Source organism: Rugamonas sp. GW822-FHT03B10, assembly GCF_058801745.1.
In genome coordinates this window covers 248,083-271,971 of the sequence record NZ_JBXANP010000004.1, presented here as the reverse complement: position 1 = coordinate 271,971, position 23,889 = coordinate 248,083, and the positions used below count along the sequence as shown (strand labels likewise).

The 23,889-nt window shown below is 66.9% G+C and carries 22 protein-coding genes and 1 pseudogene; 17 read left to right on the top strand and 6 right to left on the bottom strand.

Features of this window, described 5'->3' with window-relative positions:
• The first annotated feature begins 3 nt into the window (after nt 1–3).
• The 9 genes from thiC to AC1RQG_RS09280 all read left to right on the top strand — a co-directional run bounded on the left by thiC (nt 4) and on the right by AC1RQG_RS09280 (nt 9,639).
• A complete protein-coding gene (thiC, locus tag AC1RQG_RS09320; RefSeq protein WP_493130540.1) occupies nt 4–1,923 on the top strand; it encodes a phosphomethylpyrimidine synthase ThiC in 1,920 nt (639 codons plus the stop codon).
• A gap of 7 nt (nt 1,924–1,930) precedes the next feature.
• Nucleotides 1,931–2,134 carry a sulfur carrier protein ThiS gene (gene thiS, locus AC1RQG_RS09315; protein ID WP_182160419.1) on the top strand — a complete coding sequence of 68 codons (204 nt, stop codon included), beginning with the start codon at nt 1,931–1,933 and terminating at the stop codon, nt 2,132–2,134.
• Between the two features lie 25 nt (nt 2,135–2,159).
• On the top strand, nt 2,160–2,951 hold the full coding sequence (locus tag AC1RQG_RS09310) for a thiazole synthase (protein WP_493130538.1): 792 nt from the start codon (nt 2,160–2,162) through the stop codon (nt 2,949–2,951).
• Nucleotides 2,948–3,820, top strand: coding sequence for a bifunctional hydroxymethylpyrimidine kinase/phosphomethylpyrimidine kinase (gene thiD, locus AC1RQG_RS09305; RefSeq protein ID WP_493130536.1), 873 nt, complete (start codon nt 2,948–2,950; stop codon nt 3,818–3,820). The genes AC1RQG_RS09310 and thiD overlap by 4 nt, the downstream gene beginning before the upstream one ends.
• A 167-nt stretch (nt 3,821–3,987) precedes the next feature.
• Nucleotides 3,988–4,602 (top strand): thiamine phosphate synthase, encoded by a 615-nt coding sequence (thiE, locus tag AC1RQG_RS09300; RefSeq protein ID WP_493130534.1) that lies wholly within the window; start codon nt 3,988–3,990, stop codon nt 4,600–4,602.
• 82 nt (nt 4,603–4,684) lie between these two features.
• Nucleotides 4,685–5,314, top strand: a complete 630-nt coding sequence (locus tag AC1RQG_RS09295; RefSeq protein WP_182160421.1) for an ANTAR domain-containing response regulator — start codon at nt 4,685–4,687, stop codon at nt 5,312–5,314.
• 272 nt (nt 5,315–5,586) lie between these two features.
• A complete protein-coding gene (locus AC1RQG_RS09290) occupies nt 5,587–6,063 on the top strand; it encodes a response regulator (protein ID WP_493130532.1) in 477 nt (158 codons plus the stop codon).
• A gap of 82 nt (nt 6,064–6,145) precedes the next feature.
• Nucleotides 6,146–7,252, top strand: coding sequence for an S-(hydroxymethyl)glutathione dehydrogenase/class III alcohol dehydrogenase (locus AC1RQG_RS09285; RefSeq protein WP_493130530.1), 1,107 nt, complete (start codon nt 6,146–6,148; stop codon nt 7,250–7,252).
• A 77-nt stretch (nt 7,253–7,329) separates the two neighbouring features.
• Complete coding sequence (locus AC1RQG_RS09280; protein ID WP_493130528.1) at nt 7,330–9,639, top strand: UvrD-helicase domain-containing protein; 2,310 nt, start codon at nt 7,330–7,332, stop codon at nt 9,637–9,639.
• Nucleotides 9,640–9,753: 114 nt separating this feature from the next.
• Here the strand turns inward: AC1RQG_RS09280 and AC1RQG_RS09275 are convergent.
• From AC1RQG_RS09275 to AC1RQG_RS09265, 3 genes and pseudogenes are all read right to left on the bottom strand, one after another.
• Nucleotides 9,754–10,437 (bottom strand): annotated as a pseudogene (locus tag AC1RQG_RS09275) (BPSS1780 family membrane protein); the annotation flags it as partial.
• Nucleotides 10,437–11,393 (bottom strand): homoserine kinase, encoded by a 957-nt coding sequence (locus tag AC1RQG_RS09270; RefSeq protein WP_493130526.1) that lies wholly within the window; start codon nt 11,391–11,393, stop codon nt 10,437–10,439. The gene AC1RQG_RS09270 and the pseudogene AC1RQG_RS09275, both read right to left, overlap by 1 nt.
• Before the next feature lie 66 nt (nt 11,394–11,459).
• Nucleotides 11,460–11,879, bottom strand: coding sequence for a hypothetical protein (locus AC1RQG_RS09265; protein WP_493130524.1), 420 nt, complete (start codon nt 11,877–11,879; stop codon nt 11,460–11,462).
• Between the two features lie 221 nt (nt 11,880–12,100).
• Here AC1RQG_RS09265 and polA point away from each other — a divergent pair, with 221 nt between their 5' ends.
• The 5 genes from polA to AC1RQG_RS09240 all read left to right on the top strand — a co-directional run bounded on the left by polA (nt 12,101) and on the right by AC1RQG_RS09240 (nt 17,402).
• Entirely contained in the window at nt 12,101–14,869 is a 2,769-nt protein-coding gene (gene polA / locus AC1RQG_RS09260; RefSeq protein WP_493130523.1) for a DNA polymerase I, read from the top strand.
• An 85-nt stretch (nt 14,870–14,954) separates the two neighbouring features.
• On the top strand, nt 14,955–15,839 hold the full coding sequence (locus tag AC1RQG_RS09255; RefSeq protein ID WP_493130521.1) for a dienelactone hydrolase family protein: 885 nt from the start codon (nt 14,955–14,957) through the stop codon (nt 15,837–15,839).
• Nucleotides 15,840–15,994: 155 nt separating this feature from the next.
• The gene (locus AC1RQG_RS09250) at nt 15,995–16,744 is read left to right on the top strand and encodes a ZIP family metal transporter (protein ID WP_493130745.1); all 750 of its coding nucleotides are present in this window, start codon (nt 15,995–15,997) and stop codon (nt 16,742–16,744) included.
• Between the two features lie 96 nt (nt 16,745–16,840).
• Nucleotides 16,841–17,122, top strand: a complete 282-nt coding sequence (locus AC1RQG_RS09245; protein WP_493130520.1) for a hypothetical protein — start codon at nt 16,841–16,843, stop codon at nt 17,120–17,122.
• Nucleotides 17,070–17,402: a type II toxin-antitoxin system RelE/ParE family toxin gene (locus tag AC1RQG_RS09240; RefSeq protein WP_493130518.1), complete on the top strand. Its 333-nt coding sequence runs from the start codon at nt 17,070–17,072 to the stop codon at nt 17,400–17,402. Before AC1RQG_RS09245 ends, AC1RQG_RS09240 begins: the two co-directional genes overlap by 53 nt.
• 16 nt (nt 17,403–17,418) lie before the next feature.
• Here AC1RQG_RS09240 and AC1RQG_RS09235 read toward each other — a convergent pair whose 3' ends face one another.
• The 3 genes from AC1RQG_RS09235 to AC1RQG_RS09225 form a co-directional block, all read right to left on the bottom strand.
• A complete protein-coding gene (locus tag AC1RQG_RS09235) occupies nt 17,419–18,273 on the bottom strand; it encodes a sulfurtransferase (protein ID WP_493130516.1) in 855 nt (284 codons plus the stop codon).
• A gap of 9 nt (nt 18,274–18,282) precedes the next feature.
• Nucleotides 18,283–19,206 carry a DMT family transporter gene (locus tag AC1RQG_RS09230; RefSeq protein WP_493130514.1) on the bottom strand — a complete coding sequence of 308 codons (924 nt, stop codon included), beginning with the start codon at nt 19,204–19,206 and terminating at the stop codon, nt 18,283–18,285.
• A 140-nt stretch (nt 19,207–19,346) separates the two neighbouring features.
• Nucleotides 19,347–20,447 carry an aromatic ring-hydroxylating oxygenase subunit alpha gene (locus tag AC1RQG_RS09225; RefSeq protein ID WP_493130512.1) on the bottom strand — a complete coding sequence of 367 codons (1,101 nt, stop codon included), beginning with the start codon at nt 20,445–20,447 and terminating at the stop codon, nt 19,347–19,349.
• A 364-nt stretch (nt 20,448–20,811) separates the two neighbouring features.
• Between AC1RQG_RS09225 and AC1RQG_RS09220 the strand changes: the two genes are divergently transcribed.
• From AC1RQG_RS09220 to dxs, 3 genes are read left to right on the top strand one after another with little or no spacing between them, the layout of a single operon-like run.
• Nucleotides 20,812–21,075, top strand: coding sequence for an exodeoxyribonuclease VII small subunit (locus tag AC1RQG_RS09220; RefSeq protein ID WP_493130510.1), 264 nt, complete (start codon nt 20,812–20,814; stop codon nt 21,073–21,075).
• Nucleotides 21,072–21,956 (top strand): polyprenyl synthetase family protein, encoded by an 885-nt coding sequence (locus AC1RQG_RS09215; protein WP_493130508.1) that lies wholly within the window; start codon nt 21,072–21,074, stop codon nt 21,954–21,956. The genes AC1RQG_RS09220 and AC1RQG_RS09215 overlap by 4 nt, the downstream gene beginning before the upstream one ends.
• 4 nt (nt 21,957–21,960) lie before the next feature.
• Entirely contained in the window at nt 21,961–23,832 is a 1,872-nt protein-coding gene (gene dxs / locus AC1RQG_RS09210) for a 1-deoxy-D-xylulose-5-phosphate synthase (RefSeq protein WP_493130506.1), read from the top strand.
• Nucleotides 23,833–23,889 lie beyond the last annotated feature (57 nt).

Here is a 23,889-nt window from a genome sequence, read left to right as displayed (position 1 = left end):
AAATTGAACGCCAATCCGAAATTCCTCTCCGCCACCGCCACGGTCGACCAGGCCGCCATCGCGCCGCTGCCCAATTCGCGCAAGGTCTACGTGCAGGGCAGCCGCCCCGACATCCGCGTGCCGATGCGCGAGATCACCCAGGCCGACACGCCCGCCTCGTTCGGCTTTGAAGCCAACCCGCCCGTCTATGTGTACGACACCTCCGGTCCGTACACCGACCCGGACGCCAAAATCGACATCCGCTCCGGCCTGGCCGCCACGCCACGCCTGCCATGGATCCTCGAGCGCGACGACACCGAGGAGCTGGCCGGCCCCACCTCCGACTACGGCAAGGCGCGCCTGGCCGATCCGGCCCTGGCCGAGCTGCGCTTCAACCTGCACCGCCAGCCGCGCCGCGCCAAGGCCGGCAGGAACGTCACGCAGATGCACTACGCGCGCCAGGGCATCGTCACGCCCGAGATGGAGTTCGTCGCCATCCGTGAAAACCTGCGCCGCAAGGAATACCTCGAAAACTTGAAAACGTCCGGCCCCATGGGCCAGCGCCTGGCCGACCTGATGGGCCGCCAGCATCCGGGCCAGGCCTACGGCGCCGCCATCCCGGCCGAGATCACGCCCGAATTCGTGCGCGACGAGATCGCCCGCGGCCGCGCCATCATCCCGGCCAACATCAACCACCCCGAGATCGAGCCGATGATCATCGGCCGCAATTTCCTGGTCAAGATCAACGCCAACATCGGCAACTCGGCCGTCACCTCGTCCATCGGCGAGGAAGTGGAGAAGATGACGTGGGCCATCCGCTGGGGCGGCGACAACGTGATGGACCTGTCGACCGGCAAGCATATCCACGAGACGCGCGAATGGATCATCCGCAACAGCCCGGTCCCGATCGGCACCGTGCCGATCTACCAGGCGCTGGAGAAGGTCAACGGCAAGGCCGAGGATCTGACCTGGGAAATCTTCCGCGACACGCTGATCGAACAGGCCGAGCAGGGCGTCGACTACTTCACCATCCACGCCGGCGTGCTGCTGCGCTACGTGCCGATGACGGCCAAGCGTCTGACCGGCATCGTCTCGCGCGGCGGGTCCATCATGGCCAAGTGGTGCCTGGCCCACCACAAGGAGTCGTTCCTGTACACGCACTTCGAAGAGATCTGCGAGATCATGAAGGCCTACGACGTGTCGTTCTCGCTGGGCGACGGCCTGCGCCCCGGCTCGATCTACGACGCCAACGATGAAGCCCAGCTGGGCGAACTGAAGACCTTGGGCGAGCTGACCCAGATCGCCTGGAAGCACGACGTGCAGGTGATGATCGAGGGCCCCGGCCACGTGCCGATGCAGCTGATCAAGGAGAACATGGACCTCCAACTGGAGCAGTGCCACGAGGCGCCGTTCTACACGCTCGGCCCATTGACGACCGACATCGCGCCCGGCTACGACCACATCACCTCCGGCATCGGCGCCGCGCAGATCGGCTGGTACGGCACGGCCATGCTGTGCTACGTCACGCCCAAGGAGCACCTGGGCCTGCCCGACAAGAACGACGTCAAGGACGGCATCATCACCTACAAGATCGCGGCCCACGCGGCCGACCTGGCCAAGGGCCATCCGGGCGCCCAGATCCGCGACAACGCGCTGTCCAAGGCCCGTTTCGAATTCCGCTGGGACGACCAGTTCAACCTGGGCCTGGACCCGGACAAGGCGCGCGAATTCCACGACGAGACCCTGCCCAAGGATTCGGCCAAGGTGGCGCACTTCTGCTCCATGTGCGGCCCGCATTTCTGCTCGATGAAGATCACGCAGGAAGTGCGCGAGTTCGCGGCGGCCAACGGCGGCATCGACGACAAGGCGGCGCTGGAGCAGGGCATGCAGACCAAGGCGATCGAGTTCGTCAAGAACGGCGCCGAGCTGTATCGCAAGCTGTGAGGCGGCCATGATCGCGATAGAACTGAACGGCGCGCCGCACAGCGTGCCGGCCGGCCACACGGCCAACGACCTGGTCGACGCCCTGTCGTTGACGGGCCAGGCGCTGGCGCTGGCCATCAACCGCACGGTGGTGCCGCGCCAGCAATGGCGCGAGCGCCAGTTGCAGGCGCAGGACAAGGTGGACATCGTGCGCGCCATCGGCGGCGGCTAACCTCGGACGACAAAGGAACATGAAAATGCAAGAGCAGAACCAAGACCTGCTGACCATCGCGGGCAAGAGCTACAACTCGCGCCTGCTGGTGGGCAGCGGCAAATACAAGGACCTGGCGCAAACCAGGGAAGCGACCGACGCGGCCGGCGCCGAGATCATCACGGTGGCGATCCGCCGCGTCAACATCGGCCAGGACCCGACCGCGCCCAGCCTGCTGGACGTGCTGCCGCCGTCGCAGTACACCATCCTGCCCAACACGGCCGGCTGCTACACGGCCAAGGACGCCGTCTACACGCTGCAGATGGCGCGCGAACTGCTGGGCGGCCACAAGCTGGTCAAGCTGGAAGTGCTGGGCGACGAGAAGACCCTGTTCCCGCACATGCCGGAAACCCTGGTCGCGGCCGAGGCGCTGGTGCGCGACGGCTTCGACGTGATGGTCTACTGCAGCGACGACCCGATCCAGGCCAGGCTGCTGGCCAGCATCGGCTGCGTGGCCGTGATGCCGCTGGCCTCGCTGATCGGTTCGGGCATGGGCATCCTCAACCCGTGGAACCTGTCGCTGATCATCGAGCAGGCCACGGTGCCGGTGCTGGTGGACGCCGGCGTGGGCACGGCCTCGGATGCGGCCATCGCCATGGAACTCGGTTGCGACGGCGTGCTGATGAACACCGCCATCGCCGGCGCCCAGGATCCGGTGCGCATGGCGCGCGCCATGCGGCTCGGTGTGCAGGCCGGCCGCGAGGCTTATCTGGCTGGCCGCATACCGAAGCGCTTCGCCGCCTCGCCATCGTCGCCGATGGCCGGCCGGCTGGCATGACGGGCGGCGGCGCCACCACCATGGACGGGCTGGCCGGCGCCACCGGCGTGCGCGGGCCGGCCGGCGCGGTTTCGCCGGCGGCGGCGCCCGCGCGCCGTCCCGATGAGCGGGCTGCCGTGCTGGTGCTGGCCGGCGTCGACCCGTCCGGCGGCGCCGGCATCGCGGCCGACCTGCAAGCCGTGGCCGGCCAGGGTGCGCACGCGCTGACGGTGGTCACTGCGCTGACGGCGCAGGACAACGACCGCGTCTACCAGGTGCTGCCGGTCGACAGTGCCATGGTGCTGCGCCAGGCCGAGGTGCTGGCGGCCAAGATCGCCATCGCCGCCGTCAAGATCGGCATCACCGGCAGCGCCGCCAACGCGCAGGCGATCGCCGGCCTGATCGCGCGCCTGCGCATGCGCCAGCCGGACCTGCCCGTGGTGCTGGACCCGGTGCTGGCCAGCGGCCACGGCGACCTGCTGTCGCGCGACGACGCGGCGCAGGCGCTGGCGCCGCTGCTGCCGCTGGTGACGGTGCTCACGCCCAACGGCCCGGAAGCGCGGGCCCTGAGCGGCGAGGACACGCCGGCCGCGCAGGCACGCGTGCTGCGCGGGCGTGGCTGCCGGCACGTGCTGATCACGGGCGGCCACGATGACGGCGAACAGGTGGTCAACCGCTGGTACGGCCCGGAACGCGAGCAGCAATGGCGCTGGCCGCGCCTGCCGGGCGGCTTCCACGGCAGCGGTTGCACGCTGGCCGCGTCCATCGCCGGGCTGCTGGCGCAGCAGGTGCCGATGGCCGTGGCGCTGGAACGGGCGCAGTTGTACTGCCACCACGCGCTGGAGGCGTCCTATCCGATCGCCGACGGCCAGCGCATCCCGCTGCGCTGACCACGTCGTTCCCGCGCAGGCGGGAATCCAGGCATTGCCTGAATTCCCCCCATGGAGCGCGTGAGCTGTTACAACGCTTGCGTTCTATGGGTACTCGCTTCCGCAGGGACGACGAACCTGAATCAACGGGCGTCAGTGTGACGTCCCCAATTATTTGAGAGAGCACGATGCAAGGACTTTATCTGGTCACCCCCAACTGGGACGATACCGAGCGGCTGCTGGCCGTGACGGAACAGGCGCTGGGCGCCGGCGTGGCGCTGCTGCAGTACCGCCACAAGGATGCCAGCCCGGCGCTGCGCGCGGAGCAGGGCGCGGCCCTGCTGGCGCTGTGCCGCCGCCACGGCGTGCCGTTGATCATCAACGATCATGTGGATCTGTGCCGCGCGCTCGACGCGGACGGCATCCACGTGGGCGGCACCGACGCCACGCTGGCCGAGGTGCGCGCCGCCGTGGGGCCGGGCAAGATCGTCGGCGCCTCGTGCTACGGCGACCTGCCGCGCGCGCTGGCGGCGCAGGCGGCCGGCGCCAGCTACGTGGCCTTCGGCGGCTTCTACCCGTCGCGCGTGAAGCAGTACGCCGTGACGACGGCGCCGTCCATCCTCGACCAGGCGCGCGCCGTGATCACCGTGCCCAGTGTCGTCATCGGCGGCATGACGCCGGAGAACGCGGCGCCGCTGGTGGCGCGCGGCACCGATATGGTGGCGGCCATCAGCAGCGTGTACCTGGCCGACGACCCGGCCGCCGCCGTGCACCGCTTCCGGGCGCTGTTCTTGGTAAATTAACAACGGCATTGATAAGAGGCTGACAACCCGTGGGCCGTTACGCCTTATAATTCAGGCGTTTACTTGTCCACGGGTCCGCCACATGAACGTCTCCGCCAGCGCTAAGCGACTGATCCTGATCGTCGACGACGACCAACTGCTGCTCGATTACCTGGGCGAGGTGCTGCGCCACGCCGGTTACGACACGCAGCAGGCTTCCTCGTCCGAGCAAGCCTTGCAACTGATCGCCCAGCGCGAACCGGACCTGGCCCTGCTCGACATCCACATGCCCGGCATGAACGGCCTGGAGCTGGCCAAGCGCCTGCACGCCCAGACGTCCGTGCCGTTCATGTTCCTGTCCGGCCGCGGCGACGCCGACGCCGGCAAACAGGCGGCCGCCTATGGCGCCGTCGGTTTCCTCGTCAAGCCGGTCGACGAGAAGCACCTGATGCCCGCCTTCGCGGCCGGCCTGGCGCGCGCCGACGAGATCCGCCAGCTGCGCCGCACGGAACTGAACCTGAACGCGGCGCTGGCGGCCGGGCGTGAAACCAGCCTGGCCGTGGGCCTGCTGATGTGCAAATTCCAGACCGACCGCAACACGGCCTTCGAAGTGCTGCGCGACCACGCCCGCTCCAGCCGGCGCAAGGTCAACGAGGTGGCCGACCAGCTGCTGTCGGCCGAGGAAACCCTGAACAGCCTGCACGCGGCGTTCAACAACCGTCTCAAAAAGTAAACGCCGGGCCGGCCGGTCGCTTGCCTGCCCCCGGTTTTGTTGTAAGATGAAACCCCGTGGCCGTCGCGATTGGCCACCGCGTTGATGCGCAGCGGGCCGTAACCCGCCTCCGCTGCCTTGCCTCACCTTGCGGCCGCCCGTCCCCCGCGCCGCCATTCCAGTCCGGCCCAGCTCCGCCGAACCGTTTCCGCCACCACCGTTGCCTCGCGCCGTCGCCGCGCGGCCGCCGTGCGCGCGGGACAGTCCGATTCCCTTTTTGCCGGAGACATGCCATGACGATCAAGCCAGCCGTTGCGCCAGAGCCGTTCTGTGCCACCGCGCCGCAGTTGGAGCAGGCGCGCGTTGTCCATGACGAGCTGCATGGTCACGGCGCCGCGTCGCGCGTGCTGCACGTGGACGGCGACCATGAGGCCGCGCTGGTGCTGGCCACGCTGCTGGTGCCCGAAACCCAGGTGACGCACGCCGGCACGCTGGAGGCCGCGCTGCGGGCCGTGCGCGCCGGACGCTTCGCGCTGGTGGTGCTGGATCCGGACCTGCCCGATGGCGACGGTGCGGCCCTGCTGGAACTGCTGTGCGAAGCGCAGCGGGCCACGCCCGTGCTGCTGTATTCGGCGCGCCGGCCGAACCGCTACGACCAGGCCATGGCCTTCCTGCCCAAGCCGTGGACGTCGCCGCGCCAGCTATGGCTGACCATGTCGCGGCTGCTGGACGCCCCCGCGCCGGCCACGGTGGCGCAGTCCACATACTGACGTTCCGCCCACGTTGGCGGTTTGCTATGATGACGGACCGGCCGTGCCGGATCGCCGAATAACGCCAACACAGGACGAACACATGAAAACCAAAGCAGCCGTTGCATGGAGGGCGGGCCAGCCGCTGACGATCGAGGAAGTGGAGCTGGGCGGCCCGCGCGAGGGCGAGGTGCTGGTCGAGATCAAGGCCACCGGCATCTGCCACACCGATTACTACACGCTGTCGGGCGCCGACCCGGAGGGCATCTTCCCCGCCATCCTCGGCCACGAGGGAGCCGGCGTGGTGGTGGACGTGGGGCCGGGCGTGAAAAGCCTGCAGCGCGACGACCATGTGATTCCGCTCTACACGCCCGAGTGCCGCCAGTGCAAATTCTGCCTGTCGCGCAAGACCAACCTGTGCCAGTCGATCCGCTCGACCCAAGGCCGCGGCCTGATGCCCGACGCCACCAGCCGCTTCTCGCTGGACGGCAAGCCGATCTTCCACTACATGGGCACCTCCACCTTCTCCAACTACATCGTGGTGCCGGAGATCGCGCTGGCCAAGATCCGCCCGGACGCGCCGTTCGACAAGGTGTGCTACATCGGCTGCGGCGTGACCACCGGCGTGGGCGCCGTGCTGTTCACGGCCAAGGTGGAGGCGGGCGCCAACGTGGTGGTGTTCGGCCTGGGCGGCATCGGCCTGAACGTGATCCAGGCCGCGCGCATGGTCGGCGCGGACAAGATCATCGGGGTCGACCTCAACCCGGCCCGCGAGGACATGGCGCGCAAGTTCGGCATGACCCACTTCATCAACCCGTCCCAGATGGAGAACGTGGTGGACGCCATCGTCCAGCTGACCGACGGCGGCGCCGACTACAGCTTCGAATGCATCGGCAACACCACCACCATGCGCCAGGCGCTCGAATGCTGCCACAAGGGCTGGGGCCAGTCCATCATCATCGGCGTGGCGGCGGCCGGCGAGGAGATCGCCACCCGGCCGTTCCAGCTGGTGACTGGCCGGGTGTGGAAGGGCTCCGCGTTCGGCGGCGCGCGCGGACGCACCGACGTGCCCAAGATCGTGGACTGGTACATGGAAGGCAAGCTCAATATCGACGACCTGATCACGCACCGGCTGCCGCTCGAGCGCATCAACGAAGGTTTCGACCTGATGAAGCGGGGCGAGTCGATCCGCTCGGTGGTGCTGTACTGAACCGGCGGGCCGGCGCGCCGGTGTTGTGGACTGTATAAAACCACAGCACTGGCGCGCCGGCCCGGTATAATCACGGGATGCAAAATCTCCTCCACAACCTCAATCCCGAACAACTGGCCGCCGTCACGCTGCCGCCCCAGAGCGCCCTGATCCTGGCCGGCGCCGGCTCCGGCAAGACGCGCGTGCTGACCACCCGCATCGCGTGGCTGATCCAGACCGGCCAGGTGTCGCCGGCCGGCATCCTGGCCGTGACCTTCACCAACAAGGCGGCCAAGGAGATGATGACGCGCCTGTCGGCCATGTTGCCGATCAATACGCGCGGCATGTGGATCGGGACCTTCCACGGCTTGTGCAACCGGCTGCTGCGCACCCACTACCGCGACGCGGCGCTGCCGCAGACGTTCCAGATCCTCGATTCGCAGGACCAGCTGTCGGTCATCAAGCGGCTGCTGAAGGCGAACAATGTGGACGACGAGAAGTTCCCGCCCAAGGAGCTGCAGTACTTCATCAATGGCGCCAAGGACCAGGGCCTGCGCGCCAACAAGATCGACCCGTACGGCCCGGACGAGCGCAAGAAGGTCGAGCTGTACCAGCTGTACGACGACCAGTGCCAGCGCGAAGGCGTGGTCGATTTCGCCGAGCTGCTGCTGCGCACCTACGAGCTGTTGAGCCGCAACCAGCCCTTGCGCGAGCATTACCAGCAGCGCTTCAAGCACATCCTGGTCGACGAGTTCCAGGACACGAACAACCTGCAATACAACTGGCTCAAGCTGATGGCCGGCCATGGCGGCCAGGGCGGCGGCGCGCTGTTCGCCGTGGGCGACGACGACCAGAGCATCTACGCCTTCCGCGGCGCCAACGTGGGCAACATGAGCGCGTTCGAGCGCGAGTTCAAGGTGCAGAACCTGATCAAGCTGGAACAGAACTACCGCTCGCACGGCCACATCCTCGACGCGGCCAATATGCTGATCGCCAATAACAGCAAGCGCCTGGGCAAGAACCTGCGCACCGACGCCGGGCACGGCGAGCCGGTGCGCGTGTACGAGGCCAGCTCCGACCTGGCCGAAGCGCAGTGGATCATCGAGGAGTCCAAGAATCTGATCGCGGACGGCGTGTCGCGCAGCGAGATCGCGGTGCTGTACCGCTCCAACGCGCAGTCGCGCGTGATCGAACATGCGCTGTTCTCGGCCGGCATTCCCTACCACGTGTACGGCGGCCTGCGCTACTTCCAGCGCGCCGAGGTCAAGCACGCCATCGCCTACCTGCAGCTGATGGACAATCCGCACAACGACTCGGCCTTCCTGCGCGTGGTGAACTTCCCCACGCGCGGCATCGGCCTGCGTTCGATCGAGCAGTTGCAGGCGGCGTCCGAGCAGCATGGCATCTCGCTGTACGCGGCCGTGCCCTACGTGGCGGGCAAGGCCGGCAGTTCGCTCGGCGGTTTCGTGCGCCTGATCGAAGGCGCCCGATTCGAGACGCAGCAGATGGCGTTGCCGGAACTGGTGCGCGTGACGCTGGAGATGAGCGGCCTGCTGGCCCACTACCAGACCGAGAAGGAGGGCGCCGACCGCATCGAGAACTTGGAGCAGATGGTCAGCGCCGCCACCCAGTTCGTGTCCGAGGAAGGCTACGGCCAGGGCGCGCCGGCCCATCTGGGACCGAAGGCGCAAGCCCAGGCCGGCGACGCCATCGTCAACGCCGACGGCGTGGAGATCTACGACGCCGACGCGCCGCTGCCGACCGTGATGTCGCCGCTGTCGGCCTTCCTGTCGCACGCCTCGCTGGAGGCCGGCGACAACCAGGCCCAGGCCGGCCAGGACGCGCTGCAGATGATGACGGTGCACTCGGCCAAGGGCCTGGAATTCGACAACGTGTTCATCACCGGTCTGGAAGAAGGCCTGTTCCCGCACGAGAGCAGTTCGCGCGAGGATGGCGGCATCGAGGAGGAGCGGCGGCTGATGTACGTGGCCATCACGCGCGCGCGCAAGCGGCTGTACATGAGCTTCGCGCAGACCCGCATGCTGCACGGCCAGACCCGCTACAACATGAAGTCGCGCTTCTTCGACGAGCTGCCGGAGGAATCGCTCAAGTGGCTGTCGCCCAAGGTGCAGTCGCACTGGTCGGCGTCCAACAACCGCAGGTCGGCGTGGGACGACGTGGTGCCGCTGGTGGGCTCGGACAACGCCATCGCACAGAAGATCGCGCAGAAATCGGCCGGCGCCGGCTGGCGCATCGGCGAATCGGTGGCCCACGGCAAATTCGGCGAAGGCGTGATCGTCAACATTGAAGGCAGCGGCGGCAACGCGCGGGCCCAGATCAATTTCGGCAGCCACGGCATGAAGGTGCTGGACCTGAGCGTGGCCAAGCTGGAGCGGCTGGGTCGCTGACAAAAAAACCGGGGTCAGGTCATGCGGGGCTGGTGCTGGTGTAGCGGCCGGCAGGCCGAAGATCTGCCGGTAGCTGGCGTAGAACGAGCAATGCAGCAGCACCGTCAGAACCACGGACAGCGGCAGCAGCACCACCAGGGCCGCCTGGCTGCGGCCCATCAGCATCAGCACCACTTCGCTCACCGTGGCGCTGATGGCGAACCAGCCCAGCGCGAACACGATGAAGGCCTTGATCGCGCGCAGCACGGCGAAGAAGCTGAAGAAGATCGCTTTGCCGAGTGCCATTTTCTGCCAGTAGATCAGCGGCGCGGCGAAGCAAAACGCCATCGCCGCCGGGATGTAGACGGCGCAGGCGAGCAGCATGGCGCCGCCGAGGTTGGCTTCACGGAGTCGTTGCGCCGTTTCGGCGTTCGATTCGATCTGCCCGGTGATCAGCTGGAACAGCACGCCGCCGTCGGCCAGCGCCGAGGCGCCGAGCGCCAGCGCGGCCGCGCACAGGTACAGCACCCCCAGTTTCAGCAGCGTGGCCACGGCCGGCTTGTGGAAGCCCACCAGCAGCCGGGCCGGCACGATGCGCTTGCCCTGGTCGATGTCGAGGCAGGCCTGCATGAAGGCCACCGAGAACACGGGCACCAGGACCACGGGCATGAACTGCCCCAGCAGCGGTACCACGCTGGCCAGCAGCGAGATGAACATGGAGCCCAGCAGCAGGGTCGAGAGCGCGGCCGGCTGCTGGCGGAACAGGAGCAGGCCCTGTTTCACCCACAGCCAGCCGGTACTTGCGGGCAGCCCGTTCATCAGTACAGGCCCGGCGCCGGCGTGGCGATGCGTTCGCGCAGGATGCGCTCGAAATGCGTGGGGTCGTGCGGGGTGAGCATCTCCGCTTCGCGCGGCTGGTAGAAGTCGTACAGGCGCGACAGCCAGAAGCGCAGCGCGGCGGCGCGCAGCATCGGTTGCCAGGCGGTCTGCTCGGCGGCCGTGAACGGACGTACGCCGTGGTAGGCGTCCAGCAGCGCGCGCACGCGCGCTTCGTCGAGCACGCCCGTGTCGAGGTCGATGCACCAGTCGTTGACGGTGACGGCCACGTCGAACAGCCAGCTGTCGCAGCCGGCGAAATAGAAGTCGAAGAAGCCAGTCAGCCGTTCGCCGTCGAACATGACGTTGTTGCGGAACAGGTCGGCGTGCACCGGGCCTTGCTGCAGCTGGTGGTAGGTGTCGCTGCCGGCGTACGCTTGCTGGAAGTGCATCTCGGACCGCAGCAGGTGCGCGCTTTCGTCCGACAGGTAGGGCAGCACCAGCGGCGTGGTCTCGTTCCACCATGCCAGGCCGCGCAGGTTCGGTTGTTGCAGCGGGTAGTCGAGCCCGGCCAGGTGCATGCGCGCCAGCATGGCGCCCACGGCCGCGCAGTGCACGGGCTGCGGGTCCATCTGCGAGCGGCCTTCGAGCTTGCTGACGATGGCGGCCGGCTTGCCGTGCAGCGACGCCAGCAGTTCGCCGGTGCTGGTCGCCACCGGGGCCGGCACCAGCACGCCGCGCGTGGCCAGGTGGTCCATCAGGCGCAGGTAGAACGGCAATTGCTCGAACGACAGGTTCTCGAAGATGGTGAGCACGTATTCGCCGCGCTCGGTGGTCAGGAAGAAATTGCTGTTCTCAATGCCGGAGGCGATGCCTTTGATGGCCAGCGCCTTGCCGAGAGGGAATTGCTGTATCCACTGGCTGATGTCGTCCAGCGTGACCGGGGTAAAAACTGCCATGAGTGTCGGGGGTGAGGTTCGGTGGGCGCGCCCCGTGTCGGACGGGGCGCGGCGGTCTGGCCGGCTTTACTGCTTGGCCGGCGGCGGTGGCGGCGGCACGCTGGTGTCGGCCGCTTCTTCTTCCGGGGTTTTCTTCTTTTTCTTGCCGATGTCGAATTCCATCACGGTCCAGTTGGGGCCGCGGTTGGCGCTGCCCATGGCGTCGCCCGGCAGCGCGCTGCCGACCGGGATGTTGGGCTTGACCGTGTAGGTGCTCTTGCCGCTCTTGACCTTGGCTTCGGTCACGCGGCCGCCTTCGCGCTTCTCGGTGATCTTCTTCTCGGCCGCTGCGGGCTTGGCGTTGACCGTGATCGGGTCGTCCGCCACTTCCTCGAGTTTTTCGAGCTTGGGCGGGGCGCTGGCAGCGGGCGTCTGGGCACTGGCCACGCCCACCTGCGCGCACAGCGCCAGGAGGAGGACTTGCCAGAGAGTGGAGGTGCGCATCATGGTGGGTTCGCCTGTGAAAACGGGATGAATACAGTGTGAGAACCCATTGTAACAAACAGACACGCTTAGCTGTTTCTAAAGCGTCATTCCGGGCCGCGAAAGGGCGGGGCGGCTGTTGTTTCATTGTCGTTCTGCAAATAGTGCAATGGGGGCGATGGGGCTGCCAAAGTCTGCGATAATGGCTGTTTCGCGCGCGCGCGCGTCCCTTTTTCCCCGGCCTTATGCATAAAACCCTGCTGTTAGTTGACGGTTCCAGTTACCTTTACCGCGCCTTCCACGCGCTGCCCGACCTGCGCAGCCCGGACGGCCACCCGACCGGCGCCATGCACGGCATGGTCAACATGCTGCGCCGCCTGCGGGCCGACTATCCGGCCGCCTACATCGCCTGCGTGTTCGACGCCAAGGGCAAGACCTTCCGCGACGAGATGTACCCCGAATACAAGGCCACGCGCGCCTCGATGCCCGACGACCTGCGCCTGCAGATCGAACCGATCCACGAGGCCGTCAAGGCCATGGGCTGGCCGATCCTGATGGTGGAGGGGGTGGAGGCGGACGACGTGATCGGCACGCTGGCCGTCCAGGCGGCCCAGGCGGACATGGACGTGGTGGTGTCGACCGGCGACAAGGACCTGGCGCAGCTGGTCAACGAGCGCGTCATGCTGATCAACACGATGAGCAACGAGAAGCTGGACCAGGCCGGCGTGCTGGCCAAGTTCGGCGTGCCGCCCAACCGCATCATCGATTACCTGACCCTGATCGGCGACACGGTCGACAACGTGCCCGGCGTGCACAAGTGCGGCCCCAAGACGGCCCTCAAGTGGCTGACCCAGTACGACAGCCTCGATGGCGTGATGGCCAACGCGGCCAGCGTGGGCGGCGCCGTCGGCGAGAACCTGCGCAAGGCGCTGGAATGGCTGCCGCGCGGGCGCGAGCTGATCACGGTGAAGACCGATTGCGACCTGTCGGGCCACATGACGACCATCACGGAATCGCTGGCGGCGCGGCCCGAGGACGTGGAGACGCTGCTGGCCTTCTTCACCAGATACGGCTTCAAGACCTTGCAGCGCGAGCTGAGCGCGGCCAGCGGCAAGGCCGCGCCGGCCGCCGCCGCTGCCAGTGCGGCGGGCGCCGCCGTGGTGGTGGCCGGCCCCGTCACCGACGACCTGTTCGCCGAGCCGCCCGCCGAACTGCGCTATGACACCGTGCTGACCGACGCCCAGCTCGACCACTGGCTGGCCGTGATCGACGCGGCCGCCCTCACGGCCGTCGACACGGAAACCACGTCGCTGGAGCCGATGACGGCCCAGCTGGTGGGCATCTCGCTGTCCGTGGAGCCGGGCGTGGCCTGTTACATCCCCGTGGCCCACGCCTACGCGGGCGTTCCGGAACAGCTGTCGCGCGAGCATGTGCTGGCGCGCCTGAAGCCGTGGCTGGAGGACGCCGACAAGCCCAAGGTGGGCCAGAACCTCAAGTACGACAGCCACATTTTCGCCAACCACGGCGTGCAATTGCGCGGCATCGTGCACGACACGCTGCTTGAATCGTACGTGTTCGAGTCGCACCGCCCGCACGACATGGACAGCCTGGCGCTGCGCCACCTGAACGTGACCACCATCCCGTTCACCGACGTGTGCGGCAAGGGCGCCAGCCAGATCACATTCGACCAGGTGGAGCTGGGCCGCGCCACGGCCTACGCGGCCGAGGATGCCGACATCACGCTGCGCCTGCACCAGCACATGATAGTCAAGGTGGAATGCGACGAGAAGCTGAACCACATCTACCGCGCCATCGAACTGCCGACGGCCGTGGTGCTGCAGAAGATCGAGCGCAACGGCGTGATGATCGACGCCGGCCTGCTGGCCGCCCAGTCGGCCGAACTGGGCGCGCGCGTGGCGGAGCTGGAGCAGAAGGCGCACGAACTGGCCGAGCAGCCGTTCAACCTCGGTTCGCCCAAGCAGATCGGCGAGATCTTCTTCGACAAACTCAAGCTGCCGGTGGTGAAGAAGACCCCGAGCGGCGCGCCGTCCACGGACGAGGAGGTGCTGCAGAAGCTGGCCGAGGATTATCCGCTGCCCAAGGTGCTGCTCGAGTATCGCAGCCTGTCCAAGCTCAAGTCCACCTACACGGACAAGCTGCCCAAGATGATCAATGCGCGCACGGGCCGGGTGCACACCAACTACGCGCAGGCCGTGGCCGTGACGGGCCGTCTGGCCTCCAACGATCCCAACCTGCAGAACATCCCGATCCGCACCAAGGAAGGGCGCCGCATCCGCGAGGCATTCGTGGCGCCGGCCGGCAGCCATATCGTGTCGGCCGACTATTCGCAGATCGAGCTGCGCATCATGGCCCACATCTCGGGCGACGAGAACATGCTGCGGGCGTTCGCCGAGGGCGTGGACATCCACCGCGCCACGGCCGGCGAGATCTTCGGCGTGCCGGCCGATGAGGTGTCGAGCGAGCAGCGGCGCTACGCCAAGGTGATCAACTTCGGCCTGATCTACGGCATGAGCGCGTTCGGCCTGGCGTCCAACCTGGGCATCGAGCGCGGCGCGGCGCAAAGCTATATCGACCGCTATTTCGCCCGCTTCTCCGGCGTCAAGCAGTACATGGAGGACACGCGCGCGCAGGCCAAGGCGCGCGGCTACGTGGAGACGGTGTTCGGCCGCCGCCTGTGGCTGCCCGAGATCAATTCGCCCAACGGCCCGCGCCGCCAGGGCGCGGAGCGGGCGGCCATCAACGCGCCGATGCAGGGCACGGCGGCCGACCTGATCAAGCTGGCCATGATCGCCGTGCAGGGCTGGCTCGAGCGCGACGGCCTGCAGACGAAGATGATCATGCAGGTGCACGATGAACTGGTGCTGGAGGTGCCGGACGCGGAACTGGCCCTGGTGCGCGAGCAGTTGCCGCGCCTGATGGCCGGCGTGGCCGAACTGAAGGTGCCGCTGACGGCCGAGGTGGGCGTGGGCAGGAATTGGGACGAGGCGCACTGACGCGCGCCGTCCCGGCAACGGTGTTTGGAAAGGCGGGCCCTCACAAGGGGCCCGGTTGGAGACGTTAAACTAAAAGAGGAGACATATGAAAGATCTGGTACAAGATGCTGCAAGTCTGCTGTCGAAAACGTCGTTGTCGGATGGTGTGGACCGCCGCGATTTCCTGAAGGTGGCGCTGGGCACGGGCTTCGCCGTGGCCGCGCTGCCGGTGGTGGCGCAAAACGTCATCAAGACCGACACCGTGGGCCTGACGGCCGGCACGCTGCACCTCACCGTGAACGGGCAGACCGTGCCCGTCTACCGCGCCCAGCCCGAGGGCAAGACCAACCTGCCCGTGATCGTGGTCGTGTCCGAGATCTTCGGCGTGCACGAGCACATCGCGGACGTGGCGCGCCGCTTCGCCAAACTCGGCTACCTGGCGCTGGCGCCGGAACTGTTCGTGCGCCAGGGCGACCCGAGCAAGGCGGCCACCATCGCCGACCTGCAACGCGACATCATCGCCAAGACGCCGGACGCCCAGGTGATGGGCGATATCGACGCCACGTTCGCGTGGGCCAAGGCCAACGGCGGCAATCCCGACAAGATGGGCATCACCGGCTTCTGCTGGGGCGGCCGCATCGCGTGGATGTACGCGGCCCACAACCCGCAGCTGAAGGCGGCCGTGGCCTGGTACGGCCGGCTGGTGGGCGAGGCCAACGCCATGACGCCGACCTATCCGATCGACATCGCGCCGCAGCTCAAGGTGCCGGTGCTGGGACTGTACGGCTTGAAGGACCCCGGCATCAGCCAGGAATCCATCGCCCGCATGAAGGAAGCGCTGAACCGGGCCGGCAACAAGTCGCAGTTCGTCGTGTACCCGAATTCGGGCCATGCCTTCCATGCGGACTACCGTCCCAGCTACGTCGAGGCGGACGCCAAGGATGGTTTCGCGCGCGCCATCGCCTGGTTCCGCGAGCACGGCGTGATGTAGGCAATTGACGTCCGATGGGCGTCATCTGGCGCCGATTGGGCAAATATGCGGGCCGGGCGGTAAAATACCGTCCGGCCCGCGCCGCTGGCAGCCCTGCCGCCGCGCCCGGCCCCAGCCATTAGAGGTTCAAAATCGACTCGACACTCATTTCCATCCTGCTGGCCACCACCGTGGCCGGCGTCGTCAGCATCACGGCCGCCGCCATCTTCTCGTTCGCGCTGCTGTCCAAGGTGGTCGAGCGCATGGTCAGCCTGTCGGTCGGCATCATGTTGTCCACCTCCCTGCTGCACGCCCTGCCCGAAGCGTTCGAATCGCAGGCCGACGCGCGCAGCCTGTTCGCCACCCTGCTCGGTGGCCTGCTGGCCTTCTTCATGCTGGAAAAGCTGGCCATCCTGCGCCACTCGCACCACCACGAGGGCGACGGCCACCACCACCACCACGGCCACGACAAGCGCGAGGCCGGCAAGGCCGGCTGGATGATCCTGGTGGGCGACGGCATGCACAACTTCACGGACGGCATCCTGATCGCGGCCGCCTTCCTGGCCAACCCGGAACTGGGACTGGTGACGGGGCTGGCCATCATCGCGCACGAGATCCCGCAGGAGATCGGCGACTTCATCGTGCTGCTCAACGCCGGCTTCACGCGCACGCGCGCCTACGTGTACAACCTGCTGTGCAGCCTGATGGCGATCGCCGGCGGGGTGCTCGGCTACTTCATGCTGGACCGCGCCAGCGGTATGATTCCCTACGTGCTGGTGTTCGCCTCGTCCGGCTTCATCTACATCGCCGTGAGCGACCTGATGCCGCAGATGCAGCGCCGCGCCACGCTGCGCGAGACGGTGCCGCAAGTGATCCTGATCGCCGTCGGCGTGGGTCTCGTGCTGTTCCTCACGCGCGGGCACTGAGCACCAACATGGCCCGCGCGTCCTTGCGCGGACACAAACGCAGTCTTGTGGCCTGCGGTATGATGGCGTTTTAGTCAGTCGCGCAAGGCGAGTGCCATGGAAACCACGAACAGTAAGGCGGACGCGGAGTTCAGTGCGTTGTCAGCGGACGAGCTGTCAAGGTTGCAACGGTTGGCCGAGCTGGCCAAGGTGCGGCCAGAAGACGTATGGGGCGATGTGAGGCGCTATGGTTGGGATGATGTGGAAGAAGGCATCCTGGCCGATCTGGAGGGGCAGGAGTATTTCAAGAACAATCCTGGTATACCTCACGCCGAAGTGATGGCCGATGCGTGGCGTATTGTTGCCGATTGCGCCAGGCAACAAGACAAAGGTGACTGAGCTCCGGATAGTCTGGCAGCCACGCGCCTGGCAATCTTTCGTTCGCACGTTGCGGCATATCGGCGCTCAGGATGCGATGGCCGCGAACCAGATGATGCGGCGTGTTGAGCAGGCGCTTGCCGTGCTCGCGACGCAGCCTGGTATCGGCACGCTGACCTTGGCGCCGGGCCGGCGAAGGTTTCCTATCCCTCGTACCGGCCACACAATCGATTACCGCGTTGTGCGGGATGAGTTGCGCATCATGCATTGGGCTCGCCAAACCCGGCACCGGCCGGGTTAAGCCGCCGGATTCTCCCTTACGCCTCGCCCGTCGCCACCGGCCGTGCCGGATCGGCGCACCATTCGCTCCACGAACCCGGATACAGGGCCGCGCCGCTCAGGCCCGCCACTTCCAGGGCCAGCAGGTTGTGGCAGGCCGTCACGCCCGAACCGCACTGCATGACGACGTCCGACACCGTGTCGAACAGCGGGCCGAATTCCTTGGTGAGCTGGGTGGGGTGCTTGAAGCGGCCGTCGCTGAGCAGGTTGTCCTTGAAGAAGCGGTTGCGCGCGCCGGGGATGTGGCCGCCCACCGGGTCCAGCACTTCGTTCTCGCCACGGAAACGGTCGGGCGCGCGCGCGTCGATCACCTTGAGCGGGCCGCCGGCCAGGTTGGCCACCAGCTCGCCCGCCGTCACGGTTTTCGTCAGCGACGGCTTTTCCATGATGTGGCCGCGCGGACGGGCGGCCACTGGCGTCACCAGCGGCAGGCCCTGGGCCTGCCACGCGGCCAGGCCGCCGTCGAGCACGGCCACGGCCGGGTGGCCGATCCAGCGCAGCATCCACCACAGACGGGCCGCGTACATGCCGCCGTGCGCGTCGTACGCCACCACCTGCGACTGGTCGTTCACGCCCCACTGGCGCAGCTTCTCGATCAGGGCCGCGCGGTCGGGCAGGGGGTGGCGGCCGTGGAACTTGCCGTCAGCGCCGACCTTGGCGCCGGCCAGATCGTCCTCCATGCTGGCGAACTGGGCGTTCTGGATGTGGCCGGCCGCGTAGGCAAGGCGGCCCGCTTCCAGGTCGATCAAATCGTGGCGGCAGTCGATCACGACCCAGTCGGGATCGGTCAGGTGCCCGGCCAGGGTGGCCGCGTCTATCAACGTCGTATGCATGGCTGCTCCTTAAACTTCGCTTGCGATCGGGTCGGTGTTGGCGATGGCCTTACCGCGTTCGGTACTGCGCGTATTGTAAAACGTCGCGGCGCTGCCGGACGCCAGGATCACGGCGATGCCGGTCCAGCTGTGCCAGCCGAACACGTCGCCGAACACCAGCACGCCCCACACGCTGGAGAACACGATGCCCGTGTATTGCAGGTTGGCCACCACCAGCGTGCTGCCGAGCCGGTAGGCGCGCGTCATGGCCATCTGGGCGCTGGTGGCGCACACGCCCACGCCCAGCAGCAGCAAGGCGCCGTGCAGGGTGTTGATGGCATGCCAGCCGGACTGGCCGGGGCCGCCGGACAGCATGGTGCCGGCCGCGCCGGCCACCAGATTCATCACGGAGAAATAGAACACGACCCGGTATTCGGGCTCGCCGGCCAGGCCCAGCTTGCGCACCTGCATGTAGGCCATGGCCGACAGCCCGCTCGAGCCCAGCGCCACCAGCGCCGGCGTCAGCTGATTGGCGTGGAAGGCCGGTTGCAGCAGCAGCGTGACGCCGACGAAGCTCATGCCGACGGCCGCCAGCAGCGGCCAGGCCACGCGGTTCTTCGCATGCCACCAGCCGGCAGCGAACAGGAACACGGCGATCCAGATCGGCGCCATGTAGTTGAGGGTCATGGCCGTGGCCAGCGGCAGGCGGGCGATGGTCCAGAACCACAGCCACAGCGACAGCACGCCCACCACGCCGCGCCACAGGTGGGCGCCGGCCATGGCGGTGCGCAGGTCGCCGCCCTGCACGCGGATCATGCAGTACAGCGTGGTGACGCCCACCACGCCCCGGTAAAACACGATTTCCGAGGTGCCGAACTGATCGGAGGCCAGCTTCACGCACACCCCCATGGCGGCGAACATGAAACTGGCAAACAACATCCACAACGATTGCATCGACTTTCCGGTCCCGCCGCCATGCGGCATGAGAAGTCGTTTCAAAAAGCCCATGGCGTCGTTGTGGCGCCTTGCCGTGCCGGCGCACTGCCTTCGGCGCCACGCCTGGCCACGGTCATGTTGAAACGACTTCTTGGTTGTTACAGCGTGATCTTGCCGCGATACCACTCATGGAAGTGCTGCATGCCATCTTCCATCGGCGACTGGTAGGGGCCGGCGTCCGTCGTGCCCCGATCCATCAGGGCCTTGCGGCCGGCGTCCATGCGCAGCGCGATCTCGTCGTCCTCGACCACGGTTTCCATGTAGGCGGCCCGTTCGGCCTCGATGAACTCGCGCTCGAACAGCACGATCTCCTCGGGGTAGTAGAACTCCACCACGTTCCTGGTGCGCTGCGGGCCTTCCGGCCACAGGGTCGAGACGATCAGCACGTGCGGATACCATTCGACCATGATGTTCGGGTACAGCGTGAGCCAGATGGCGCCGTAGGGCGGCGCCTCGCCGCCGCGGAACTTGAGCACCTGCTCCTGCCAGCGCTTGTAGATGTCGGAACCGGCCTTGGTCAGGCCCCGGTTCACGCCCACCGTCTGCACGCTGTAGTCGCGGCCGAATTCCCAGCGCAGGTCGTCGCAGCTGACAAAGCCGCCCAGGCCGGGGTGGAACGGCTCGACGTGGTAATCCTCGAGGTAGACTTCGATGAAGGTCTTCCAGTTGTAATTGCAGGTCTGGACCTCCACATGGTCGAACATATAGCCCGAGAAGTCGAGATCCTTGGTCACGGAAAGCGCGTTGAGCTGCTCCATGACGTTGTAGCCGTTCTGCTCGAACAGCAACCCGTTCCAGTTTTGCAGCTGGGTCTTGGGCAGGTTCAGGCAGGGCGTGGTCTCGAAGTGGGGCGCGCCGATCAGCTCGCCCTTGAGGTCGTAGGTCCAGCGGTGCAGCGGGCAGACGATGTTGTCCGCGTTGCCACGGCCATTGAACATCAGCGCCTGGCGGTGGCGGCACACGTTGGACACCAGCTCCACGCCGCTGGCGTTGCGCACCAGCATACGGCCCTCGTTTTCGGAAACGAGGGTCGCGTAGTCGCCGGCGTTCGGCACCATCAGTTCGTGGCCCACGTAGCGCGGCCCCGTCTGGAATAATTGTTGTATTTCGCGCTGCAACAGCGCGTCGTCAAAATAGACGTTAACCGGAAGTTGCGCTTCAGTCGGCGCGAGCTTGGCGTGGCTACCCAGATCGGACATCCAAACCCCCCTTAATATGTGCATCAAACCAAAGAGAGACAGAATCCGTAAAGACCTGAATTCAAGTTGTTGAAAATGGTATTTCGGACAGAACCGGCGATTATACCGTGTTTCCACCCCCTCTGCGGGGGTAACGGTGGCCATCTGTCCCGGCCTTGATCCGGCAGCGCTGGCGCGGGGCCGGGGCCGGGCAATTGCGATAAAATCCAGTTTTCCCGGTCGATGGCGGCCCAGGCGCCCCGTGCGGCCGGTCCATTTGTTCCACCGGATAAGTTGGTTTGTTCTAAAATATCGGGCTACACTGCGCCCGCCGCGATGTTTTTTGCACAACCCGGGCGCATATTGCCTGTAAAGATCCGAATTTATGTCTAAGAAATCAAGCGCGGACGCCGCGCAAACGGCCGTGCCGCCCGCTTCGTTCGAGGAAGCGATGGCCGAGCTGGCCCAACTGGTGGCCCAGATGGAGGCCGGCCAGCTGCCGCTGGAAGCGTCGGTGGCGGCCTACCAGCGCGGTTCGGAGCTGGTGAAATACTGCGCCCAGCAGCTCGACAAGGTGGAATCCCAGGTCAAGCTGCTGGAGGGGGACATGCTCAAGCCGTTCGCCGACAACCAGGAGGAACTGGCATGACGCCCGCGTTCGACGATTGGATGAAGACCGTGCAGGCCGCCTCCGAGCGCGACCTGGCCGCCTACCTGCCGGGCGCCGACGTGGTGCCCACCAAGCTGCACGAGGCCATGCGCTACGCGCTGCTGGGCGGCGGCAAGCGGGTGCGCCCGCTGCTGGTGTACGCGGCCGGCGCCCTGTTCGGCGCCGACGAGGCGCTGCTGAGCCGGGCGGCGGCGGCCGTGGAAATGATCCACGCCTATTCGCTCGTGCATGACGACATGCCGTGCATGGACGACGACGCGCTGCGCCGTGGCAAGCCCACCGTGCACGTGGCCTACGACGAGGCGACGGCGCTGCTGGTGGGCGACGCGCTGCAGTCGCAAGCGTTCCTGGTGCTGTCGGAAGCGGCGCCGTGCGAGCGGCTGGTGCCGATGCTGCGGCTGCTGGCGCACGCCTCCGGCTCGGCCGGCATGTGCGGCGGCCAGGCCATCGACCTCGACAGCGTGGGCCTGAGCCTGACGCTGGAACAGCTGGAACAGATGCATCAACTGAAAACGGGCGCCTTGCTGCGCGCCTCCGTCGTGCTGGGCGCGCTGGCCGGCAAGACGCTGGACGCGGCCGAGACGGCGGCCCTGAACGCCTACGCGCGCGCCATCGGCCTGGCGTTCCAGGTGGTGGACGACGTGCTCGACGCGACGGCCGATTCGGCCACGCTGGGCAAGACGGCCGGCAAGGACGCGGCCGACAACAAGCCGACCTATGTGTCCATCCTCGGCCTGGAACCGTCGCGCGCGCTGGCCCAACAATTGCGGCGCGACGCGCACGCCGCGCTCGCGCCGTTCGGCGACCAAGCGCTGCGCTTACGCGAACTCGCGGATCTGATCGTCCAGCGGAAGGCATAACAACATGAATTTGCTCGAAAACATAGATTCCCCGGCCGATGTGCGCAAGCTGGCGCGCCATCAGCTCACGCCGCTGGCCCACGAACTGCGCCACTACCTGCTCGATTCCGTCTCCAAGACGGGCGGCCACCTGTCGTCCAACCTGGGCACGGTGGAACTGACGGTGGCGCTGCACTACGTGTTCAACACGCCGCACGACCGCATCGTGTGGGACGTGGGCCACCAGACCTACTCGCACAAGATCCTGACCGGCCGGCGCGAGCGCATGCACACGCTGCGCCAGCTGGACGGCATCTCCGGCTTCCCCAAGCGCGACGAGAGCGAATACGACACCTTCGGCACGGCCCACTCGTCGACCTCGATCTCGGCCGCGCTGGGCATGGCGCAGGCGGCCAAGATCAAGGGCGAGCAGCGCCACGCCATCGCCGTCATCGGCGACGGCTCGATGACGGCCGGCATGGCCTTCGAGGCGCTCAACAACGCCGGCGTGCAGGAAGACCTGAACCTGCTGGTGATCCTGAACGACAACGACATGTCGATCTCGCCGCCGGTGGGCGCGCTGAACCGCTACCTGGCGCGCCTGATGTCGGGCCAGTTCTACGCTGCGGCCAAGAACGTGGGCAAATCGGTGCTGCCGGCGCCGGTGCTGGAGCTGGCCAAGCGGCTCGAAGAACACGCCAAGGGCATGGTGGTGCCGGCCACCATGTTCGAGGAATTCGGCTTCAACTACATCGGCCCGATCGACGGCCACGACCTCGAATCGCTGATCCCCACGCTGCAGAACATCAAGCACCTCAAGGGGCCGCAGTTCCTGCACGTGGTGACCAAGAAGGGCCAGGGCTACAAGCTGGCCGAGGCCGAGCCCATCCTGTACCACGGCACGCCCAAGTTCAACCCGGCCGAAGGCATCAAGCCGTCCACGGCGCCGGGCAAGATCACCTACACGGAAGTGTTCGGCAACTGGCTGTGCGACATGGCCGCCGCCGACAAGCGCCTGGTCGGCATCACGCCCGCCATGCGCGAAGGCTCGGGCATGGTGCGCTTCGAACAGCAGTTCCCGGACCGTTATTTCGACGTCGGCATCGCCGAGCAGCACTCCGTCACCTTCGGCGCCGGCCTCGCATGCGAAGGACTCAAACCTGTGGTGGCGATCTACTCCACCTTCCTGCAACGCGCCTACGACCAGCTGATCCACGACGTGGCGCTGCAGAACCTGGACGTGACGTTCGCGCTCGACCGCGCCGGCCTGGTGGGCGCGGACGGCGCCACCCACGCCGGCAACTACGACCTGGCCTACCTGCGCTGCATCCCCAACATGGTCATCATGGCCGCGTCGGACGAGAACGAATGCCGGCAGATGCTCACCACCGGCTACCAGTACAACGGTCCGGCCGCGATCCGCTATCCGCGCGGCGCCGGCATCGGCGCGGCCATCGACCCGGCGCTGACGACCATTGAGATCGGCAAGGGCGAGATCAAGCGCCAGGGGCAGAAGATCGCCATCCTGGCGTTCGGCTCCATGGTGGCGCCGTCCGTCAAAGCGGCCGCCTCGCTCGACGCCACGGTGGCCAACATGCGCTTCGTCAAACCGCTGGACGTGGAACTGGTCAAGCAACTGGCGGCCAGCCACGACTACCTGGTGACGGTGGAAGAAGGTTGCATCATGGGTGGCGCGGGCGCCGCCGTGGCCGAGGCGCTGGCCGCCGCCGGCATCGTCAAACCTATCCTCATGCTGGGCCTGCCCGACAAATTCATCGACCATGGCGACCCGGCCAAGCTGCTGGCCGGCGTGGGGCTGGACGCGGACGGCATCGCCGCCTCGATCCGCCAACGCTTCGGCGCCGACGTGCCGCGCCTGGTGGTCAACAACGGCTGATCCGGCCGCCGCGTGCGGACCATGACAAGAAAGCGGTGCGCAAGCGCCGCTTTTTTT

Coding starts and splice junctions, on each gene's coding strand:
- thiS (WP_182160419.1), top strand. CDS start 1,931: ATGATCGCGATAGAACTGAACGGCGCGCCGCACAGCGTGCCGGCCGGC.
- AC1RQG_RS09310 (WP_493130538.1), top strand. CDS start 2,160: ATGCAAGAGCAGAACCAAGACCTGCTGACCATCGCGGGCAAGAGCTAC.
- thiD (WP_493130536.1), top strand. CDS start 2,948: ATGACGGGCGGCGGCGCCACCACCATGGACGGGCTGGCCGGCGCCACC.
- thiE (WP_493130534.1), top strand. CDS start 3,988: ATGCAAGGACTTTATCTGGTCACCCCCAACTGGGACGATACCGAGCGG.
- AC1RQG_RS09295 (WP_182160421.1), top strand. CDS start 4,685: ATGAACGTCTCCGCCAGCGCTAAGCGACTGATCCTGATCGTCGACGAC.
- AC1RQG_RS09290 (WP_493130532.1), top strand. CDS start 5,587: ATGACGATCAAGCCAGCCGTTGCGCCAGAGCCGTTCTGTGCCACCGCG.
- AC1RQG_RS09285 (WP_493130530.1), top strand. CDS start 6,146: ATGAAAACCAAAGCAGCCGTTGCATGGAGGGCGGGCCAGCCGCTGACG.
- AC1RQG_RS09280 (WP_493130528.1), top strand. CDS start 7,330: ATGCAAAATCTCCTCCACAACCTCAATCCCGAACAACTGGCCGCCGTC.
- AC1RQG_RS09270 (WP_493130526.1), bottom strand. CDS start 11,393: ATGGCAGTTTTTACCCCGGTCACGCTGGACGACATCAGCCAGTGGATA.
- AC1RQG_RS09265 (WP_493130524.1), bottom strand. CDS start 11,879: ATGATGCGCACCTCCACTCTCTGGCAAGTCCTCCTCCTGGCGCTGTGC.
- polA (WP_493130523.1), top strand. CDS start 12,101: ATGCATAAAACCCTGCTGTTAGTTGACGGTTCCAGTTACCTTTACCGC.
- AC1RQG_RS09255 (WP_493130521.1), top strand. CDS start 14,955: ATGAAAGATCTGGTACAAGATGCTGCAAGTCTGCTGTCGAAAACGTCG.
- AC1RQG_RS09245 (WP_493130520.1), top strand. CDS start 16,841: ATGGAAACCACGAACAGTAAGGCGGACGCGGAGTTCAGTGCGTTGTCA.
- AC1RQG_RS09240 (WP_493130518.1), top strand. CDS start 17,070: ATGCGTGGCGTATTGTTGCCGATTGCGCCAGGCAACAAGACAAAGGTG.
- AC1RQG_RS09235 (WP_493130516.1), bottom strand. CDS start 18,273: ATGCATACGACGTTGATAGACGCGGCCACCCTGGCCGGGCACCTGACC.
- AC1RQG_RS09230 (WP_493130514.1), bottom strand. CDS start 19,206: ATGCAATCGTTGTGGATGTTGTTTGCCAGTTTCATGTTCGCCGCCATG.
- AC1RQG_RS09225 (WP_493130512.1), bottom strand. CDS start 20,447: ATGTCCGATCTGGGTAGCCACGCCAAGCTCGCGCCGACTGAAGCGCAA.
- AC1RQG_RS09220 (WP_493130510.1), top strand. CDS start 20,812: ATGTCTAAGAAATCAAGCGCGGACGCCGCGCAAACGGCCGTGCCGCCC.
- AC1RQG_RS09215 (WP_493130508.1), top strand. CDS start 21,072: ATGACGCCCGCGTTCGACGATTGGATGAAGACCGTGCAGGCCGCCTCC.
- dxs (WP_493130506.1), top strand. CDS start 21,961: ATGAATTTGCTCGAAAACATAGATTCCCCGGCCGATGTGCGCAAGCTG.